This is a genomic window from Halomonas sp. ISL-56 (assembly GCF_018612805.1).
Classification (GTDB): Bacteria; Pseudomonadota; Gammaproteobacteria; order Pseudomonadales; family Halomonadaceae; genus Vreelandella.
The window spans coordinates 38,195-56,676 of the sequence record NZ_JAGGRO010000008.1 but is presented as its reverse complement, the minus strand read 5'-3'; the positions used below and the strand labels follow the sequence as shown (position 1 = coordinate 56,676).

The following is an 18,482-nucleotide window of genomic DNA, read 5'->3' as shown; positions in this document are numbered from 1 at the left end:
TTCGTTAGTGCTATACCGCGGGCACGTCGGCCCCACGCAGTTCAGCGTAAAGTTCAGGATAAGCTTCCTGTAGGCGTTCTAGCTCTTTCTCTGCACCTTCAGGGAGCGCCTGACGAAGTTCTTCCATATCTTCCTGGCTAAAATGCTCGTCAATCAGCGGAAACAGTCCCTCGCGTTCGTGACGCAGATAGGCACGATGCGCTTCCAAATAATTTTTCAAGTCGTCGGCAAAACGATCCATCGGCATGATGTTATCCATTAACACCATGTCAATATCGTTGGAGAGGCGCTGCAAACGCGGCTTTAACTCACGGTAGTCATTGGCCATCTGCTCGGTAAGGGCAATGTGCTCTGGAGCTTGGGTTTGTAATCGCTCTACGCAAACGCGCTCTAGGGGGGCTGCAAATCCATCCATATAGGACAAAATGTAGTCGACCACCTCGCGCATAAGCTGGAAGTTGGGCCTTTCCCCCTGGGCAAGGGTCTTATGCTTGAGCTGCAGCACATGGAGTAATCTCGCCATATTGGCATGATCTAGACGCAGTTGGTTTAACATCGAACCGTCTCCTTTTATTGTGTCATGCCTACCGTCGAAGCCTTGGTGATTGACGGTATGCGATCATAAGCGCGTGGTAACAAGCATGTTTTGTCGCTAAAACATATCGTAACCTGAACGTGTCGTAACTGTAGGGGGTTATCATAAACAATGCCCCTCTAGCGCTATCCTAGCAAGTGTATCTTTCTGATAGGTTACGCCAAAGGTAGTTCGCCAAGACGCAGTTTACCACTCACACTTGTTGGTGATTTGTTGCTCAACGTACTGATTTATAACGGAAGCTTACATGGATCTTTTTGATAGCGCCCAGGCAACACCTGCCGACGACGCCCCGTTAGCCTTTCGTATGCGCCCACGCCAGTTAAATGATTACGTGGGTCAGCAGGCGCTGGTGGGGCCAGATAAACCCCTGCGCCGCATGGCGGAATCCGGCGTCGTGCGCTCAATGATTCTATGGGGGCCACCAGGCGTTGGCAAAACCACGCTGGCAGAACTATTGGCCAGGGCTTCCCAAGCGCATCTGGAGCAGCTCAGCGCGGTAATGGCTGGGGTGAAAGAGATTCGCGCCGTGGTGGAGCGCGCCCAGCAAATGTCATCCACGGTTATTCTCTTTCTAGATGAGATTCATCGCCTCAACAAGAGCCAGCAGGACGCCCTACTGCCTCATGTCGAGTCGGGCCTGCTGACGCTGATTGGTGCCACCACCGAAAACCCCTCCTTCGAAGTCAATTCGGCGCTACTTTCCCGCGCGCGGGTTTACGTGCTGAAATCCCTCACTCAGGAGGAACTGATCACGGTGATGCGCCAAGCCCTCAACGACGTTGAGCGGGGGCTGGGCAAGCGAGATATCCAAGTTGATGAAGAGGTGTTAGCCGCCTTGGCCCACGCCAGCGCAGGCGACGCCCGGCGAGCGTTAGGGCTTTTGGAGACCGCTTGCGATTTCGCTACTCAGGAATCGGGCCGCGAAGTGCTGCATAAAGAGGTACTCGCCGATGTCATCGGCCATCAGGCCAGCGCCTTCGATAAACAGGGCGATGCCTATTACGACCTGCTTTCGGCGATTCATAAGTCGATACGTTCTTCGCGCCCCAATGCCGCTCTGCTATATATGGCGCGCTTTATGCAGGGCGGCGGCGACCCCCTGGACGTGGTGCGCAGGCTAACCGCCATTGCCTCAGAAGATGTCGGCAACGCCGACCCCCGCGCGCTACCGCTGGTGATTGCGGCCTGGGATGCTTACTTACGCTTGGGGGATTACGAAGGCCAGCGGGCGATTGCCCATGCGGCGATTCATTTGGCAGTGGCGCCCAAAAGCAACCGCATCGACCGCGCCTGGAGTGAAGCTAAACAGTACGTGCGTCAACAACCCAAGGTGGAAGTACCCACCTACCTGCGCAACGCGCCGACCAAGTTGATGGAACAGCTAGGCCACGGTGAGGGCTACCGCTATGCCCACAATGAGCCAAACGGCTACCCGGCGGGCAGCGCCCACGACTGCTGGCCTGAAGAGCTGCCTAAAGCCGACTTTTTTAAGCCGAGCGCCATCGGCCAGGAGAAGCGCTTTGGGGAAATCATGGCGTGGCGGGAAAACCTTGACCAGGAAGCAGATCAGGCGCCCTAAGGCGCCTGATGGTTAAACCAGCAGCAGTCTGCTAAATCGGGGGCACTTCACCCCCTCACAACGCACTACTCACTACTCACTACTCACTCCTAAAGTTCTTCACGAATAACATCGGTGCCTTCGGGAATCTCAAAATCAAACATGTCCGGGGCGATATCGCCATTGAGAGTAATGTTGCTAAATGTAATCGAAGTGCGCTGACCGGTGCTGTCCATCATCCACAGCTCGGTTAACGTTTCACCTTCAAACACCATGCTCAACTCTTCAAACAGCGTATCGGCAGAGATGGGCACCAGGGTAAAGACATCTTCTCCCCCGTCCTGCTCGTAGAACACCTCATAGCTCTCGGTTAAATCGTTTGAACTTCCCGACAGCAATAACGCGGGGGTGTGGGTTACTCGATCATCCATCTCTTGAACGGTGACCTGTTCAAGATCCGGGTCGTACATATACACATCTTCACCGTCGGACACTACGGTTTGAGAGTACGGCGCCTCCACTTCCCAACGCAGCATGCCAGGGCGCGATAACCACATCTCACCGCGCGCGCTTTGCATTCTTTCGCCGCTGCCATCAAGAATCTGCTGTTCAAAGGCCGCTTGATAGCGCTCAAGCGGATCCAGCCGCTCGGTCAAACGTTCGGCAGCATCATCCGCCCAAGCGGGAGCACCAAATGTTAACCCCAACGCGCTGGCCGCAAATGCCAGTTGTGGCGCACCTATTGATGACTGACGTTTTGTTTGCGTATCGCGCATATGATCTCCCTAGGCAACCGTTGCCAAATAACCGTTGCTAAATAACGAAGCTTTTTAAAAATAACTGAGGCCGGTGTAACCGCTCATGCCTCACTCGGAAACGTAACAATCAGACGTGAAAAACGCCGTGGGGTTTCACCTACGACGTTACTTTCACGCTTATTGCATAATTGCGCCTGATAGCAAACGGTTAGTGGCCCACCGGCGGCGGCGCCAGAACTTCCCGCGCCCCGTTGGAACCCATGGACGTCACCACGCCAGCGCCCTCCATGGCCTCAACCAAGCGAGCGGCCCGGTTGTAACCAATTTTAAAGCGCCGCTGCACCGCAGAAATCGAGGCTTTGCGCGTTTCGGTGACAAACTGCACAGCTTCATCGTAGAGCGCGTCTTGTTCCGCATCGTCACCATCGCTTCCTTCGGCCTCAAGGCCGGTTAAAGCATCGGCGGATACACCACCAGAAAGAATCTCTTCGATATATTCAGGCGCGCCGCGGCGCTTCCAGTCATCGACCACCCGGTGTACTTCGTCATCATCCACAAAGGCACCGTGGATGCGGTTAGGTGGCCCAGAACCTGCGGGCAGATAGAGCATGTCACCATGGCCCAGCAGGCTTTCAGCACCACCCTGGTCAAGAATAGTGCGCGAATCGATCCGCGATGAGACCTGAAATGCCATCCGCGAAGGAATGTTGGCTTTAATCAAGCCCGTAACCACGTCCACCGAAGGGCGCTGGGTCGCCAAAATCAAATGAATACCCGCGGCACGCGCCTTTTGCGCTAGGCGGGCAATCAGCTCTTCGACCTTTTTGCCGACGATCATAAACATATCGGCAAACTCGTCGATGACCACGACGATATAGGGCAGTTTTTCCAACACTGGATGAGGTTGATGCACTTCCCAGGGCTGCGGTTCCCAGAGCGGGTCGGCCACTTGAGCACCGGCGCGCTCCGCTTCATCCAAACGGCCATTGAAGCCCGCGATGTTGCGCACTCCCATGGCTGCCATCAGCTTGTAGCGACGCTCCATTTCGGCAACACACCAGCGCAGGCTGTTGGCCGCCTCTTTCATATCGGTAACCACGGGTGCCAGCAGGTGGGGAATGCCGTCATACACTGACAGCTCGAGCATTTTCGGGTCGACCATGATGAGCTTTAGCTCACTCGGCTTGGCTTTGAGCAGCATCGAGATCAACATGGCGTTAACGCCCACCGATTTACCCGACCCGGTAGTACCAGCTACTAACAAGTGCGGCATCTTACCCAGGTTGGCGACTACAGGGCTGCCGCCAATATCCTGACCAAGCGCCATGGTCAGCGGTGACGTCTCCTGCTGGTAACGGTCGGAGTCGATAACTTCGCGCAGGCGGATCATGGCGCGGTTGGGGTTAGGAATTTCAATCCCCACCGTGGGGCGCCCTGGAATAACCTCGACCACGCGCACACTTTTCACCATCAGTGAGCGCGCCAAGTCTTTTGAAAGGTTACTGATTTTAGACACTTTGACGCCCGCGGCGGGCTTGATCTCAAAGCGCGTGATCACCGGGCCAGGCCAGGTATCCACTACTTCTGCCTTTACGCCATACTCGCGCAGCCGTACTTCAAGTAATTCGGCCATATCAGCCAACTGCTCATCAGTATAATTAGGCTGATACGGCTCTGCTGGCGTCAGCAGCTGTAGGCTCGGCACATCGCCTTCGGGTTCATCCAGCGTTTCAAAGGCGGGCCGCTGACTCTGCAAATGCTCCACAGTCCACAGTGCAGGGCCTTCATCCGCTTGCGGCATGCTCTCATCAGGCGAGAAAGTGGGTTCCTGACGCGCCGCTGGGGCTGGCGTGGGCGGCGCGCTGTCTATTTCCTCAGCGTCCAATTCTTCGTCATCCCAGACAGGCTCTGGAACAACCTCAGCGACACGTTCAGGTTTACGTGCGGGTTCGGGCTCAGGTTCAGGCACGGATTCAGATGGTTCAGGTTCGCTGATACGAGGTGGCGGCTCAGCGTTCAGTGACGGCTCGCTGCGGCGTTCAACAGGCGCTGCCGGAACACGCTCTTTATCAGCGGGTGCTTCGTCGTTGACGAAGAAGTTACTTGCAGCAGGCGCTGATGGCTCTTCTTGACGAGTCGCACGCAGCGGGAAGGAGGCGTCGGCTTCCTTGGGCTCATCAACTGGCTGGGGCGCTGTTGCCGGCGTCTCAGGCCGCACAAAGGCGTTTTCTCGCGGCGCTGAAAGCGGCTCTCTCTCTGTTGCTTCCACCGCTTTATCCGCTGGAGACACTGTCCGCACTGTCTCAGGCGCTGTGACCGGGGGCTCCGCAGTAGATATAGATGGGGTAGGCGCCGGGGCTTTAGCAGGCACGTGCTTATTGCTTGAAAACGCCGCAGCTTCCCAGGGAATCGAGGTATCCGTGGTCTCGCTGCTCTCTGAAGTACTGCTAGAAAGCGGTATGGAGAAGCCCGGCTCTCGCCGCTCGCGACCACCAGAGCTCTTGCCTACCGGCTCCGCCGCGGGCTTCATCTCTGCGGGCACCGTTTCAGGCTTAACTGGAGGTGCTATTTGGGACTCAACTTCAGGTGCTACTTGGGGCTTAACTTCAGGCGCTACTTGGGGCTTAACTTCAGGCTTCGGCGCTGGCTTGGTGGCTTTCGCAGCTGCACGCTGCGCAGCGCGCATACGCCGCGCTTGCCGACGTGCCGACAACCATCCGCCCAAGCGACATATCCGCTTGCCGAGCTCATCGGCCACCTGCAGCCATGACATACCGCTAAACAGCGGAAAGCCGCTTAAAATTAACGCCGCGGCGATTAGTCCCACGCCACCACTGCTTACCAGCGGTCGAAGTGCGCCGACCAAGCCTTCGCCCAAAATACCGCCAGAGGCGTAGGGCAACATGCTTTCAGGGTGATAAAAGTGTAGCGCACCCAGCATGGTGGTACCAAAAATAAGCAGCACCAAACCACCCGCGTGCACGGCAATCGCCACCGGGTCGAGCTCAAAACGGACTTGGCGCGAGCGAATCAGCCACCACGCGGCAAAGCCAAACATACCCGGCCACCACAGCGCACTGGCGCCAAGCAGTGAATAAAGGACATCGGCTAGCCAGGCGCCAACTTGCCCCATCCAGTTACGAACATCGGTTTCCGGGCCCTGATACGACCAGCCTGGATCAGACGGCTGGTAGCTAAATAGCGCTAATAATAAAAACACACACAGCGCAAGCAGTATCACTACTACGCCTTCGCGTACGGAGCCTTGTAAGCGCAGGCCAAAACGACGAGCCTTATCCTTTGCAGCGTTAACACGCGCAGAAGAAGCCGATGATGGTGTTTGACGCGCGCTACGCTGCGTTCGCTTGTTGACTGCTTTATTCACTTTCAAGCGACTCTCCCTTTACACCTCAATGGCGTCTTTAATCCACTTGCGAGTTTGCATGATACCGAGCATCCTTCCGCCGTCACAGAGCACGCTGCAACAGGAGCAAGTAATGCTACCTTGGCTTTCCTCGCCACATCCTACATTTCCAGCTACCCATAGCGCACTAGCCAGGCCCAATGGCCTGCTAGCCGCCGGCGGTGAACTCTCCCCCGCCTGGCTGGTAGAAGCCTATCGGCAGGGCATATTCCCCTGGTTCAGCGAAGACGACCCCATTCTGTGGTGGAGCCCAGACCCGCGCATGATACTCCTACCGGAGCAATTTAAGCAGCGTCGTAGCCTAACCAAACGATTACGCCATGGTGGCTTCCATGTCAGCCTGGATCAACACTTCGACCAGGTGATTCAAGCCTGCGCCGCCCCACGCGGCGAAGAGACCGGCACCTGGATCACCGACGACATGTGCGACGCCTACAGCCTGCTGCATGCCATGGGCATTGCCCATAGTATTGAAGTCCATCAAAACGGCCAATTAGTGGGCGGGCTATATGGCATCGCCATGGGCCCAGTGTTTTTCGGCGAGTCGATGTTCTCCCATGCCCCAGATGCCTCGAAGGTGGCGCTGGCCCACCTTGCCAGGGCCATGCGCGAGCACGGTGGCAAACTCATCGACTGCCAAATGCATACGCCCCACCTGGCGAGCCTGGGCGCTATTACAGTCGCCCGCGAGGCATTCATCAACTATCTTAAAAACTGGTTGCCCGATAAGGCGTTTAAGCTCACTTCATCAACCACTGAGACACCCACTGTTCCCGCATCGCTGTGGCTGCATGCGATTGCCAACGAGGATAGTGCATAGTGATGAACTCATTCTGTTTCAACCCTTTTTTGCAACAAGGAGGCAAGCCGTGAGCAGTAATACTCCGCGTCGACCGGTGCGGGATTTGCGCTTCTTCCTTACCGTGCCACATGCCTGTAGCTATTTACCCGGCAGAGAGGCGACGACACTATTTCTCGACCCTCAGGAGTCGCCAGTCCCAGGTGTCTATGACTCGCTGGCGCTGTTAGGGTTTCGTCGCAGCGGGCGCCATTTATACCGCCCTCACTGTGAGGGGTGCAACGCCTGCCGCTCGGTGCGCATTCCGGTTGAACAGTTTGCGGCCAACCGCACACAACGCAAAATTTGGCGCCGCAACGCCGATGTTAGCGTGCGCGTCATGCCCGCTCATTTTGCCTCAAGCCACTACTCGCTTTACGCTAACTATATTCGCCAGCGCCATGCCGACGGCGATATGTATCCGCCCAGCCGCGAGCAGTATCGCACCTTCCTCACCCTTGATGAGCCCTATGCCCATCTGATGGAGATGTACCTTGACGACGAATTGGTCGGGGTAGCTGCTTTTGACCAGTTAGAGCACGGTCTCTCGGCAATTTACACCTTCTTTGCCGTGAGCGAAGCCCTGGACAAGCGCTCGCTAGGCACCTTTGCTATTCTCCAGCTCATTGAACTCAGCCGAGAAAAAGCGCTGCCACACCTTTATTTAGGGTATTGGATCGAAGAGTGCCGTAAGATGCGTTACAAGCAGGCTTTTGCGCCTTTGGAAATACTCGACGGGCGACATTGGCGGCCATTAATTCGCTAAACACGCCAGCTTTTTTGCCTTGACGGCGGGCTTACGGCACAATATAGCGCTGTTTCTTGAGCGCCCACCTAGCGGCACTCAAATTCTGACCGATTATTACATTACTAACTCATCAGTGAGGACATGCCTATATGGCACGCGAAGATCATATTGAAATGGAAGGCGTTATCGTCGATACCCTTCCGAACACCATGTTTCGGGTTGAGCTGGAAAACGGTCACGTTGTTACCGCTCACATCTCTGGCAAAATGCGTAAAAACTATATCCGCATTCTGACTGGTGACAAGGTAAAAGTAGAGCTGACACCGTACGATCTGTCCAAAGGCCGTATCGTCTACCGTTCGCGCTAAGCCCTCAGTTTGTTGAATGACGGCTGACTAAGAACGACAACGCCCCGTCAAAGACAGGGCGCTGCGTTTTTATGGGTACAACATAAATGATGGGCTTTAATGCGGCTTAGCGCCCTTTTCAGGGCGCATCTGCCATTTCAGTCTCAGTGGAAAGGTGCAACTCGCCCTCTTCCAGGCTGACATGAACAATACCGCCCTGATCAGCCAATTCGCCAAACAGAATCATCTCGGCCAGTGGCTTCTTCAGCTTCTCTTGAATGAGGCGCGCCATCGGGCGTGCGCCCATGTCCGGATCGTAGCCTTTATCGGCTAGCCAATCCCGCGCCATATCGTCCACATCCAACTGAACACGCTTCTCATCCAGTTGTGCCTGCAGCTCAATCAAGAATTTGTCGACGACATTGCGTACCACCGACACCGGCAACGCATGGAACTGAATGATGCCATCCAGGCGGTTGCGGAACTCCGGCGAGAAGGTGCGACGGATCACTTCCATGGCATCGGTAGAATGGTCTTGATGCTGGAAGCCAATCGAGCGGCGAGACGCCTGCTCCGCACCGGCGTTGGAGGTCATGATCAGGATAACGTGACGGAAGTCCGCTTCGCGGCCATTGTTATCCGTTAAACGTCCGTGATCCATGACCTGCAGCAGCAAGTTAAAGACTTCCGGGTGCGCTTTCTCAATCTCATCCAACAGCAGCACGCAGTGCGGTTGTTTGGTCACCGCTTCAGTCAGCAGACCACCCTGGTCGTAACCGACGTAGCCCGGAGGCGCACCAATCAAGCGCGATACGGTGTGACGCTCCATGTACTCGGACATATCAAAGCGCACCAGCTCAATGCCCATAATATGTGCAAGCTGCTTGGCTACTTCGGTTTTACCCACCCCCGTGGGGCCAGCAAACAGGAAGCTACCGACGGGCTTATCGGGGGATTTAAGCCCTGCCCGCGACAGCTTAATGGCCGCTGAAAGGCTATCAATTGCTTCGTCTTGACCGAACACCAGCATTTTCAGGTCGCGATCCAGCTTCTCAAGCAGCTTGCGGTCGGAGCTTGAAACACTCTTCGGCGGAATACGCGCAATGGAGGCCACCACGGCTTCCACTTGCTCGACGTCGATGATTTTAGCGCGCACTTCCGGCGGCAACAGACGCTGGTGTGCACCTGCTTCGTCGATTACATCAATCGCTTTATCGGGCAGGAAGCGGTCGTTAATATAGCGATCCGCCAAGCGTGCGGCGCTCTCAAGCGCACCATCGGTGTACTTCAGCTCATGATGCTCTTCAAAGCGTGAACGCAACCCTTTGAGGATTTTGATGGTGTCGTCGACCGACGGCGCCATGACATCCACTTTCTGGAAGCGCCGCGCCAGGGCACGATCTTTCTCGAAGATACCGCGGAATTCTTGGAACGTGGTCGAACCAATGCAGCGCAGCTCGCCCGAAGAGAGCAGTGGCTTGAGCAGGTTAGACGCATCCATCACACCGCCAGAGGCGGCGCCTGCGCCAATCACCGTGTGGATCTCATCAATGAATAGCACCGCGTTAGGCTGCTTGCGTAGCTCGCTCAGCAGGCTTTTGAGGCGTTTTTCAAAGTCGCCACGGTACTTGGTACCGGCCAGTAGCGCGCCCATATCCAGCGAATAGACCACCGCATCGGCAATAACGTCGGGAACATCTTCTTCAACGATACGCTTTGCCAGGCCTTCGGCCACCGCGGTTTTACCCACGCCCGCTTCACCGACCAACAGCGGGTTATTCTTGCGCCGCCGAGCCAGAATTTGCACCACGCGCTCAAGCTCGTGGTCACGGCCAATCAAAGGATCAATTTTGCCCAGCCGCGCCTGTTCATTCAGGTTAGTAGCGTAGCCCGTGAGCGGATGCGCAGCGCCTTCATTACCACCTTCTTCCGCGTCTTCACTCTCGGATGAAGAGGGAGCGGGAGACGGCCCGTGACCCGCCACTTTGGAGATACCGTGGGCGATGTAGTTAACCGCATCGACCCGCGCAACGCTCTGCTGTTTAAGGAAGTAAACCGCCTGGCTTTCTTGCTCGGAGAAGATTGCTACCAGCACATTCGCGCCGGATACTTCACTTTTGCCAGATGACTGAACGTGGAAGACCGCCCGCTGTAAAACACGCTGAAAACCTAGCGTGGGCTGGGTCTCACGATCACCCTGGCCTTCTGGAATCAGTGGCGTAGTCGAGTTAATAAAATCCTGCAGATCGGACCGCAGCTTATCGAGGTTAGCCCCGCAGGCCTTCAGTACGTCTACCGCTGAGGCATTATCTAGCAACGCTAGCAGCAGGTGCTCAACGGTCATAAACTCATGGCGCTTTGAACGCGCCACGGTGAAGGCCGTGTTCAGGGTCATTTCAAGTTCTTTGCTCAGCATGGCAGTCCCCTTTTCGCTACTACCTAGGGCGTATCGCCACCTAGGGCTTGCGTCGGATCAGTTTAATCGACCGGCACTCTCAACATCGGGTACAAATGGCACGGTTGCAAGCCTCACCACCAATTATTTCTCAACGCTTTTAATTGGCAGCCTCAATATCACTTATCAACGGGTGCTCACACTCCCGGGCATATTCGTTTACCTGGTAGCTTTTAGTTTCCGCGATATCCCGCGTAAACACGCCACAGGTGCCCTTTCCTTGGGTATGTACGGCCAGCATAACCTGAACGGCCGTCTCGCTGTCCATATTGAAAAAATCTTGCAGCACTTCAATAACAAACTCCATCGGCGTGTAGTCGTCATTGTGAAGCACCACCTTATAAAGCGGCGGTTGCGCCAGCGCCGGTTCTGCTGACTGAACCGCTATATCACCATCTTCATCGGGCATATTTGGCCGTGTCATCCCCGCATGTAGGGGTAGCACGGTCAAGCATGGACTATCTAGGTTAGGCATAAGCAGCACGGTTGGTTGTCTCGCCACTGACCGATGGAAGCGTCTAATAAATAGTGTTGTCTACTTTTAAGACGCTGCCGATCAGCAAGGGTTCATGGAAAATACAAAATTAACATATTAATTAAGACAAAAAACCCTCGCCCACTACAGTGGGCGAGGGATATCACAGCATTCTCATGCGCTTCGCCCAGTGGCTGCGCAGACTGCTTATGAAGTGCCTGTTTTTAAAGCCCTAGCCGTTGGCTACCATAGCAAGCGCTTCGTTGAGCGTTTTGCTCGGGCGCATGACTTGGCTAGCCAATTCGCCATTAGGGTGGTAATAGCCCTTAAGATCGACGGGTTGCCCTTGAACGCTATTAAGCTCATCAATGATGGTCGCTTCATTAGCTTTCAGCGTTTCCACCAGGCGAGCAAAACGCGTTTTTAGTTCAGCGTCTTGATCTTGAGCCGCCAACGCTTCTGCCCAGTATAGCGCTAGGTAGAAATGGCTGCCTCGGTTGTCCAACTCACCCACTTTGCGTGAAGGCGACTTGTTGCTTTCGAGAAACTTGCCGTTTGCCTCATCCAGCGCTTTCGCCAGCAGCTTAGCACGGTCGTTACCAAAGCGTTTAGCCAGGTGCTCCAAAGAGGCTACCAGCGCTAGGAACTCGCCAAGGCTGTCCCAGCGCAGGTGATTCTCTTCCAGCAGTTGCTGAACGTGCTTGGGCGCAGAACCACCAGCACCGGTTTCAAACAGACCGCCGCCATCCATCAGGGGAACGATAGAGAGCATCTTGGCACTGGTGCCCAGCTCAAGAATCGGGAACAAATCCGTCAGATAGTCGCGCAGGATATTGCCCGTCACCGAAATCGTATCGAGACCGCGAATCACACGCTCTAGCGTGTAACGCATTGCCCGAACCTGGGACATGATATGGATTTCGAGCCCATCAGTGTCGTGATCTTTGAGATACGTTTTGACCTTTTTGATCAACTCGTTCTCATGGGGACGGTAAGGGTCGAGCCAGAATACCGTCGGCATACCCGAATCACGGCAACGCTCTACCGCCAACTTCACCCAGTCGCGAATCGGCGCATCTTTAACTTGGCACATCCGCCAGATATCGCCCTGCTCCACGTTTTGGGTTAACAGCACTTCACCCGTATCCAGATCGATGATGTCGGCCACACCGTCTTCCGAAATCTCGAAGGTCTTATCGTGGGAGCCATACTCTTCGGCTTTTTGCGCCATCAAGCCAACGTTGGGTACGGTGCCCATCGTCGCCGGATCAAAAGCACCGTGCCATTTACAGAAATTGATCATTTCCTGATAAATTCGCGCGAACGTGGACTCAGGCATAACGGCCTTGACGTCCTTAAGACGACCGTCGCCGCCGTACATCTTGCCCCCGGCACGAATCATCGCCGGCATCGAAGCATCCACAATCACATCGCTGGGCGAGTGGAAGTTGGTGATACCACGCGCTGAATCGACCATCGCCAACTCTGGGCGCTTTTCATGGCAGGCATGCAGATCACTGATGATTTCATCACGCTGTGATTCTGACAACGTCTCTATCTTTTCGTAAAGATTGGCGATGCCATTATTGACGTCGACACCGAGTTCTTTGAACAATTCACCGTGTTTCTCAAAGGCATCTTTGTAAAAAATCTTGATACAGTGGCCAAACACAATCGGGTGCGAGACCTTCATCATTGTCGCTTTGACGTGCAACGAGAACATGACGCCAGATTCACGCGCATCCTCTATTTCCCGCTCGTAGAATTCACACAAGGCTTTTTTGCTCATGAACATACTGTCGATGATCTCGCCTTCGAGTAGCGGGATATTCGATTTGAGCACCTTGGTCTCGCCACTCTTGGTGGTCAGTTCCATCTTCACATTGCGTGCACGATCCAGCGTTATCGACTTCTCACCGTCGTAGAAATCGCCTTTATGCATATGGGAAACGTGGCTACGCGAGGCCTGGCTCCACTCACCCATTGAGTGAGGGTATTTGCGCGCGTACTCTTTGACGGCCTTCGGCGCACGACGGTCAGAGTTCCCTTCACGCAATACGGGGTTAACCGCGCTGCCTTTGACTTTGTCGTAGCGCGCTTTGATATCTTTCTCTTCGTCGTTGCTTGGCTCGTCAGGATATTCCGGTAGCGGGTAGCCCTGCTCTTGCAGTTCCTTGATCACTGCCCGAAGCTGCGGCATGGAAGCGCTGATATTCGGCAACTTGATGATATTGGCTTCCGGAACCTTGGCCAGTGCACCCAATTCAGCCAAGTGATCCTCAATGCGCTGATCTTCAGTCAAGTAATCGGGGAATAAAGACAGAACGCGAGCCGCCAGGGAAATATCCCGGGTTTCAACTTCGATACCAGCAGCGTCTGTGAAGGCATCAATAATCGGTAGCAAAGAGTATGTTGCGAGCGCAGGCGCCTCGTCGGTGAGCGTGTAAATGATCTTCGGCGTTTTAGACATTTTGCGTTAACCTCTTTTTTCTATCGCTGTGATTATAAAGACCCTGAGCAACGCGACTTATACAACGAGAGACCATGCCGCGAAGCAGGCGGGGCCGTTTTATTGGGCTTTTCCTGACTTTCTAGTTGTGTGGCTTTCTCAATTATCAATCGTTGGTGGTTGAGACGGTTTTTGAAACAGTCGCTAAAACAGCCGTTGAGCTGGTGGTTGAACGAGCTGTTGAGCTGGTTGTTGAAACAGATGTTAAAAGTATACCAGCGCTGCATTTTAATCACATGTGAGATTGTCGACAAATCAAGGCCAACCCCCTAAAGAGATTATGAGCACTTTATATCTACTGCATAAACCCTACCGCATGCTCTCTCAATTTACCGATAAACAGGCGCGTGCCACCTTAGCGGATGTCATTGCTGTGCCTGGGGTCTATGCCGCAGGACGCCTTGATTACGACTCTGAAGGCCTGCTGCTGCTCAGCGATGACGGTGAGTTGATTCACCGCATTTCTCACCCGTCTCATAAGCAGCCAAAAATATACTGGGCCCAGGTGGAAGGCGATATTAATGACGCAGCGCTTAAAGCGCTGCGTCAGGGAGTTACCCTGAAAGATGGCCCAACACAGCCAGCCAAGGCGCGTCGAATAGATCCCTCGACGATTGCACCACGCCAACCGGCCATCGACCCCAAACGCCACCCGTCGACTAGCTGGCTGGAGCTCACCATCAGCGAAGGCCGTAACCGCCAGGTACGCCGGATGACGGCCCACGTCGGCTTTCCTACTTTGCGCTTAATTCGTGTGGCAATTGGCCCCTGGCGGCTGGATGGCTTAGCCCCAGGCGAATGGCGCAAAGAAACCTTGCATGCGCCCCGCGCCGCCAATACGCCCCCGCGCCAGCGAAAAACTCAGCGAACAGCCCAGCAAAAAGATCAACGAGCACGCCCCACTTCAAAACGTAGGAAACCCTCATGAGCCATATTCGCAGCACCGCAGCCTGCGTAATCCAGCAGGGTGAACGCTTTTTAATAGTAGAAGAGCAGCGCGGCGGCCCGCGGAGCGTGTTTAACCAGCCCGCGGGGCATATCGAACCCGGCGAAGGGCCCATCGCGGCGATTTTGCGCGAGGTTCAGGAAGAGACCGCCTGGCGGGTATCGCTCACCGGTTATCTGGGCCTATATGTATTTCATAGCGACGCAGGGCAGACATTTCATAGCCACGGCTTTGTTGCCGAGCCGCTCAATAAGCTCGACCTCGCCCTTGACCCCGATATTTTCGCCACCCACTGGCTCACACTTGAGCAAATACGCGCCTTGGATCACCAGTCACGTCTACGCAGCCCGCTAGTGCTCAAACGTATTGAGGATGCGCTCAACGGAACGAGTTATCCGCTGGCGGTGATTCGCGAGTGAAGCACTCGAAGCCGTCACCCCCCATCGTGTATAATCCTCGCCCAATTGCACAACGCTTATTAGCAAACCACCTTTTGCACACTATTTCCTACTGAGGATGCTGATGTCATCCAATACCCAGCCAACCAGCAATGGCTCAACCACTGTAGAGCCCTCCACTAACGGCAAAGTGATCGTCGGCATGTCCGGTGGCGTCGACTCGTCCGTTTCTGCCCTTCTCCTTATGCAGCAAGGTTATGAGGTGGAAGGTTTGTTTATGAAAAACTGGGATGAAGACGACGGCACTGAATACTGCACCGCTAAAGAAGACCTCGCCGACGCCGAGGCGGTCTGCGAAAAGCTCGGCATTAAACTACACACCGCTAATTTTGCCGCGGAGTACTGGGACAACGTCTTTGAGCACTTTTTAGCAGAATACAAAGCGGGCCGTACACCCAACCCAGATATTCTATGTAACCGGGAAATCAAATTTAAGGTGTTCCTTGAGTACGCCGAAATGCTCGGTGCCGACAAAATTGCGACCGGTCACTATGTTCGTCAAGGGCGTGTCCGCCAAGGCATGAGCGAAAGTCGCCCACGGCTGCTTAAAGGGCTGGATGGCAACAAAGACCAAAGCTACTTTCTGCATGCGGTGCCGGAAGCCGCCATTGCACGCACCCTGTTCCCCGTGGGCGAGCTGGAAAAACCTGCAGTGCGCGCACTGGCCGAGCAGCACGGGCTGATTACCGCCAAGAAAAAAGACTCCACCGGGATCTGCTTTATCGGCGAGCGGCGCTTTCGCGACTTCCTTCAGCAGTATCTGCCCGCTCAGCCCGGCAGCATTGAAACGCCGGATGGCGACGTGATTGGCCAGCATATGGGGCTGATGTACTACACCCTGGGCCAGCGCCAGGGTCTAGGCATTGGCGGGCTGGCCAACTATTCAGAAGAGCCCTGGTACGTGGCGGCGAAAGATCTTGATCGTAATGTACTGATCGCGGTGCAGGGTAAGCACGATCAACTGCTTTACTCCGATACATTGGCCACAGAGGCGATGGATTGGGTGGCAGGCGAGCCGCCGGTTCAGCAGGGCCGTTTTACCGCCAAAACGCGCTATCGGCAAAGCGACTGCGGCTGCGAAATGCGCGTGCTACCCGACGGCGGCGTAGAAGTCACCTTCGACGACCCGCAGTGGGCGGTTACCCCAGGCCAATCGCTGGTACTTTATGATGGCGACATTTGCTTAGGTGGCGGTGTTATTCGCGCAACCTGGAAGAAAGCCGCGGAGGCCGCTGCATGAATCCCACCACCCCGATTCATCGAGCCCCCGACTCCCCGTCCGCCCGCCAAGCGCTCGCGTTGGCGGGCGTGTTTCAAGCCGCCAGTCTGGTTGACGAACTCGCTCGCACTGGGCAAGTCGACCCACGCGCCTGGGAAACGCTGATTGAAGCCACCGTGGATACCAACCCGGAGAGCTTTGAAGCTATTTATGGCGGGCACCCCAATAACCTCCGCCGCGGTCTGGATACGTTAGAAGCCCTGGTGGGACGTAAGCAGGCGAATCCGGTGGTGCTGCGTTACGGCTTTTCGCTGTTAATGCTGATGAACAAACTGCGCACCAATAACGACATGATGGACTCGCTGGGCCAAAAGCTAACCCGCATTCAGGGTCAGGCCGAACACTTCGGCGCCACCCATGAAAACGTGGTCGCCAGCCTAGGGGAAGCGTACCAGGAGACTATCTCCACGTTTAAAACCCGTATTGTAGTGCAGGGCGACCCTTCGCTACTGCAGAGCCGCATGATGCCCGAGCGCGTGCGCGCCTGCTTAATGGCCGGCATTCGCTTTGGCCTGTTATGGCACCAGCAAGGCGGGCGGCGTTGGAAGCTGGTATTCCAGCGCAAAGCACTACGCCGGGCGCTGGACAGCCTCAGTTAAGCCACTATTTAATCGATCAACCTGCTCTCGACTAATTTTTCTTTCGAACCTCCTGGAAACGATGCCATGCAACTCTCCGCTTTAACCGCCCTCTCTCCCGTTGACGGCCGCTACGCCACTAAAGCCGCCGCCCTGCGCGAACACTTCAGTGAATTTGGCTTGATCCGCGCTCGTGTGATTGTGGAAGTTCGCTGGCTACAGCGCCTGGCTGAGCACGCACAAATTATCGAAGTGCCGAGACTGTCCGCTGAAGCGACCGCGTTTCTAGAGCAGTTGATTCGTGAATTTTCGATCAGCGATGCCGAGCGCATAAAAGAGATCGAGCGCACCACCAACCACGACGTCAAAGCGGTGGAGTATTTCCTCAAAGAGAAAATTGCCGATCAAGCCGAGCTGCATGCGGTCACCGAGTTCATTCACTTCGCCTGCACCAGCGAAGATATCAACAACCTCTCTTACGGCGTGATGCTAAGCGATGGCCTAAACGCCATGCTGCCCACCATGCACGAGGTCGCCGACGAAATAGCCAAACTGGCGATTGCCCATGCCGCCCAGCCGATGCTATCGCGTACTCATGGCCAAACGGCGACACCTACCACGCTGGGCAAAGAGATGGCCAATGTGGCCTACCGCCTAAAGCGCCAGCTCAAGCAGATTGAAGCGGTAGAAGTGCTGGGCAAAATCAACGGCGCAGTGGGCAATTACAACGCCCATCTGACCACCTACCCACAGATTGACTGGGAAGCTAACGCGCGCACCTTTATAGAAGGCTTAGGGCTAACGTTCAACCCTTACACCACCCAGATCGAGCCCCACGACTATATCGCCGAACTGTTTGACGCCATTTGCCGCTTCAATACGATCCTGATCGACTTCGATCGCGACGTATGGGGCTATATCTCCTTGGGTTACTTCAAACAGCGCACAGTTGAGGGCGAAATTGGCTCCTCGACCATGCCACACAAAGTTAATCCGATCGACTTTGAAAACTCCGAGGGTAACCTGGGCCTGGCGAATGCAGTTCTTAGCCATCTCGCCCAAAAGCTGCCCATCTCGCGCTGGCAGCGTGACCTCACTGACTCCACTGTGCTGCGTAATCTGGGCGTAGGCTTGGCGTATGGTCTGATTGCTTACCATGCCAGCCTAAAAGGCATCAGCAAGCTGGAAGCCAATCCCGAGCGTTTAGACGCTGACCTGGATAACAGCTGGGAAGTGCTCGCCGAGCCCATCCAAACGGTGATGCGCCGCTACGGCATCGAAAAGCCCTACGAAAAACTTAAACAGTTGACCCGTGGCAAACGTATTGACCAAGCGGGCTTTGCGGCGTTTATTGATACGTTAGAGCTGCCTGGCGAAGTCAAAACCGAGTTGAAGGCGCTCTCGCCAGCCAACTATATTGGTAATGCCCAGGCCCAGGCCGAAGCATTGACGCAACAATTAAACTGTTTATAACGACATGTTTATAGCGACATCTTTATAACGCGCCATAT

Annotated in this window: 15 protein-coding genes; 9 read left to right on the top strand and 6 right to left on the bottom strand. The window is 55.1% G+C overall.

Features of this window, described 5'->3' with window-relative positions:
- Positions 1 to 10: 10 nt before the first annotated feature.
- Positions 11 to 556, bottom strand: coding sequence for a hemerythrin domain-containing protein (locus tag J7J49_RS06370; RefSeq protein ID WP_064233935.1), 546 nt, complete (start codon positions 554 to 556; stop codon positions 11 to 13).
- A 286-nt stretch (positions 557 to 842) separates the two neighbouring features.
- Here J7J49_RS06370 and J7J49_RS06365 point away from each other — a divergent pair, with 286 nt between their 5' ends.
- Entirely contained in the window at positions 843 to 2,177 is a 1,335-nt protein-coding gene (locus J7J49_RS06365; protein WP_215091128.1) for a replication-associated recombination protein A, read from the top strand.
- 89 nt (positions 2,178 to 2,266) lie between these two features.
- On the opposite strand, the gene lolA is transcribed toward J7J49_RS06365, so the two are convergent.
- Both lolA and J7J49_RS06355 read right to left on the bottom strand, forming a co-directional pair.
- The gene (lolA, locus tag J7J49_RS06360) at positions 2,267 to 2,932 is read right to left on the bottom strand and encodes an outer membrane lipoprotein periplasmic chaperone LolA (RefSeq protein WP_215091126.1); all 666 of its coding nucleotides are present in this window, start codon (positions 2,930 to 2,932) and stop codon (positions 2,267 to 2,269) included.
- A gap of 190 nt (positions 2,933 to 3,122) precedes the next feature.
- The gene (locus tag J7J49_RS06355; protein WP_215091124.1) at positions 3,123 to 6,305 is read right to left on the bottom strand and encodes a DNA translocase FtsK; all 3,183 of its coding nucleotides are present in this window, start codon (positions 6,303 to 6,305) and stop codon (positions 3,123 to 3,125) included.
- A 106-nt stretch (positions 6,306 to 6,411) separates the two neighbouring features.
- On the opposite strand from J7J49_RS06355, the gene aat reads away from it, so the two are divergent.
- The 3 genes from aat to infA all read left to right on the top strand — a co-directional run bounded on the left by aat (position 6,412) and on the right by infA (position 8,292).
- Positions 6,412 to 7,158 (top strand): leucyl/phenylalanyl-tRNA--protein transferase, encoded by a 747-nt coding sequence (gene aat, locus J7J49_RS06350; protein ID WP_215091122.1) that lies wholly within the window; start codon positions 6,412 to 6,414, stop codon positions 7,156 to 7,158.
- A 49-nt stretch (positions 7,159 to 7,207) separates the two neighbouring features.
- Positions 7,208 to 7,942, top strand: a complete 735-nt coding sequence (locus tag J7J49_RS06345; RefSeq protein ID WP_215091120.1) for an arginyltransferase — start codon at positions 7,208 to 7,210, stop codon at positions 7,940 to 7,942.
- A gap of 131 nt (positions 7,943 to 8,073) precedes the next feature.
- On the top strand, positions 8,074 to 8,292 hold the full coding sequence (gene infA / locus J7J49_RS06340) for a translation initiation factor IF-1 (protein WP_007111068.1): 219 nt from the start codon (positions 8,074 to 8,076) through the stop codon (positions 8,290 to 8,292).
- A gap of 118 nt (positions 8,293 to 8,410) precedes the next feature.
- On the opposite strand, the gene clpA is transcribed toward infA, so the two are convergent.
- From clpA to J7J49_RS06325, 3 genes are all read right to left on the bottom strand, one after another.
- Positions 8,411 to 10,687: an ATP-dependent Clp protease ATP-binding subunit ClpA gene (gene clpA / locus J7J49_RS06335; RefSeq protein WP_215091118.1), complete on the bottom strand. Its 2,277-nt coding sequence runs from the start codon at positions 10,685 to 10,687 to the stop codon at positions 8,411 to 8,413.
- 139 nt (positions 10,688 to 10,826) lie between these two features.
- Complete coding sequence (clpS, locus tag J7J49_RS06330; RefSeq protein WP_035538640.1) at positions 10,827 to 11,135, bottom strand: ATP-dependent Clp protease adapter ClpS; 309 nt, start codon at positions 11,133 to 11,135, stop codon at positions 10,827 to 10,829.
- Positions 11,136 to 11,433: 298 nt separating this feature from the next.
- Positions 11,434 to 13,671 carry an NADP-dependent isocitrate dehydrogenase gene (locus tag J7J49_RS06325; RefSeq protein WP_215091116.1) on the bottom strand — a complete coding sequence of 746 codons (2,238 nt, stop codon included), beginning with the start codon at positions 13,669 to 13,671 and terminating at the stop codon, positions 11,434 to 11,436.
- A gap of 319 nt (positions 13,672 to 13,990) precedes the next feature.
- On the opposite strand from J7J49_RS06325, the gene J7J49_RS06320 reads away from it, so the two are divergent.
- The 5 genes from J7J49_RS06320 to purB all read left to right on the top strand — a co-directional run bounded on the left by J7J49_RS06320 (position 13,991) and on the right by purB (position 18,444).
- Positions 13,991 to 14,638 carry a pseudouridine synthase gene (locus tag J7J49_RS06320; protein WP_215091114.1) on the top strand — a complete coding sequence of 216 codons (648 nt, stop codon included), beginning with the start codon at positions 13,991 to 13,993 and terminating at the stop codon, positions 14,636 to 14,638.
- Positions 14,635 to 15,075 (top strand): NUDIX hydrolase, encoded by a 441-nt coding sequence (locus J7J49_RS06315; RefSeq protein WP_215091112.1) that lies wholly within the window; start codon positions 14,635 to 14,637, stop codon positions 15,073 to 15,075. The genes J7J49_RS06320 and J7J49_RS06315 overlap by 4 nt, the downstream gene beginning before the upstream one ends.
- A 103-nt stretch (positions 15,076 to 15,178) precedes the next feature.
- Entirely contained in the window at positions 15,179 to 16,354 is a 1,176-nt protein-coding gene (gene mnmA / locus J7J49_RS06310; RefSeq protein WP_285222409.1) for a tRNA 2-thiouridine(34) synthase MnmA, read from the top strand.
- A complete protein-coding gene (hflD, locus tag J7J49_RS06305) occupies positions 16,351 to 16,992 on the top strand; it encodes a high frequency lysogenization protein HflD (RefSeq protein WP_215091108.1) in 642 nt (213 codons plus the stop codon). The genes mnmA and hflD overlap by 4 nt, the downstream gene beginning before the upstream one ends.
- Before the next feature lie 66 nt (positions 16,993 to 17,058).
- The gene (purB, locus tag J7J49_RS06300; protein WP_215091106.1) at positions 17,059 to 18,444 is read left to right on the top strand and encodes an adenylosuccinate lyase; all 1,386 of its coding nucleotides are present in this window, start codon (positions 17,059 to 17,061) and stop codon (positions 18,442 to 18,444) included.
- Positions 18,445 to 18,482 lie beyond the last annotated feature (38 nt).

What these genes read in the sequence shown, in the direction of transcription:
- J7J49_RS06370 (WP_064233935.1), bottom strand. Translation starts at nt 556, where the DNA reads ATGTTAAACCAACTGCGTCTAGATCATGCCAATATGGCGAGATTACTC.
- J7J49_RS06365 (WP_215091128.1), top strand. Translation starts at nt 843, where the DNA reads ATGGATCTTTTTGATAGCGCCCAGGCAACACCTGCCGACGACGCCCCG.
- lolA (WP_215091126.1), bottom strand. Translation starts at nt 2,932, where the DNA reads ATGCGCGATACGCAAACAAAACGTCAGTCATCAATAGGTGCGCCACAA.
- aat (WP_215091122.1), top strand. Translation starts at nt 6,412, where the DNA reads ATGCTACCTTGGCTTTCCTCGCCACATCCTACATTTCCAGCTACCCAT.
- infA (WP_007111068.1), top strand. Translation starts at nt 8,074, where the DNA reads ATGGCACGCGAAGATCATATTGAAATGGAAGGCGTTATCGTCGATACC.
- clpA (WP_215091118.1), bottom strand. Translation starts at nt 10,687, where the DNA reads ATGCTGAGCAAAGAACTTGAAATGACCCTGAACACGGCCTTCACCGTG.
- clpS (WP_035538640.1), bottom strand. Translation starts at nt 11,135, where the DNA reads ATGCCCGATGAAGATGGTGATATAGCGGTTCAGTCAGCAGAACCGGCG.
- J7J49_RS06325 (WP_215091116.1), bottom strand. Translation starts at nt 13,671, where the DNA reads ATGTCTAAAACGCCGAAGATCATTTACACGCTCACCGACGAGGCGCCT.
- J7J49_RS06320 (WP_215091114.1), top strand. Translation starts at nt 13,991, where the DNA reads ATGAGCACTTTATATCTACTGCATAAACCCTACCGCATGCTCTCTCAA.
- J7J49_RS06315 (WP_215091112.1), top strand. Translation starts at nt 14,635, where the DNA reads ATGAGCCATATTCGCAGCACCGCAGCCTGCGTAATCCAGCAGGGTGAA.
- mnmA (WP_285222409.1), top strand. Translation starts at nt 15,179, where the DNA reads ATGTCATCCAATACCCAGCCAACCAGCAATGGCTCAACCACTGTAGAG.
- hflD (WP_215091108.1), top strand. Translation starts at nt 16,351, where the DNA reads ATGAATCCCACCACCCCGATTCATCGAGCCCCCGACTCCCCGTCCGCC.
- purB (WP_215091106.1), top strand. Translation starts at nt 17,059, where the DNA reads ATGCAACTCTCCGCTTTAACCGCCCTCTCTCCCGTTGACGGCCGCTAC.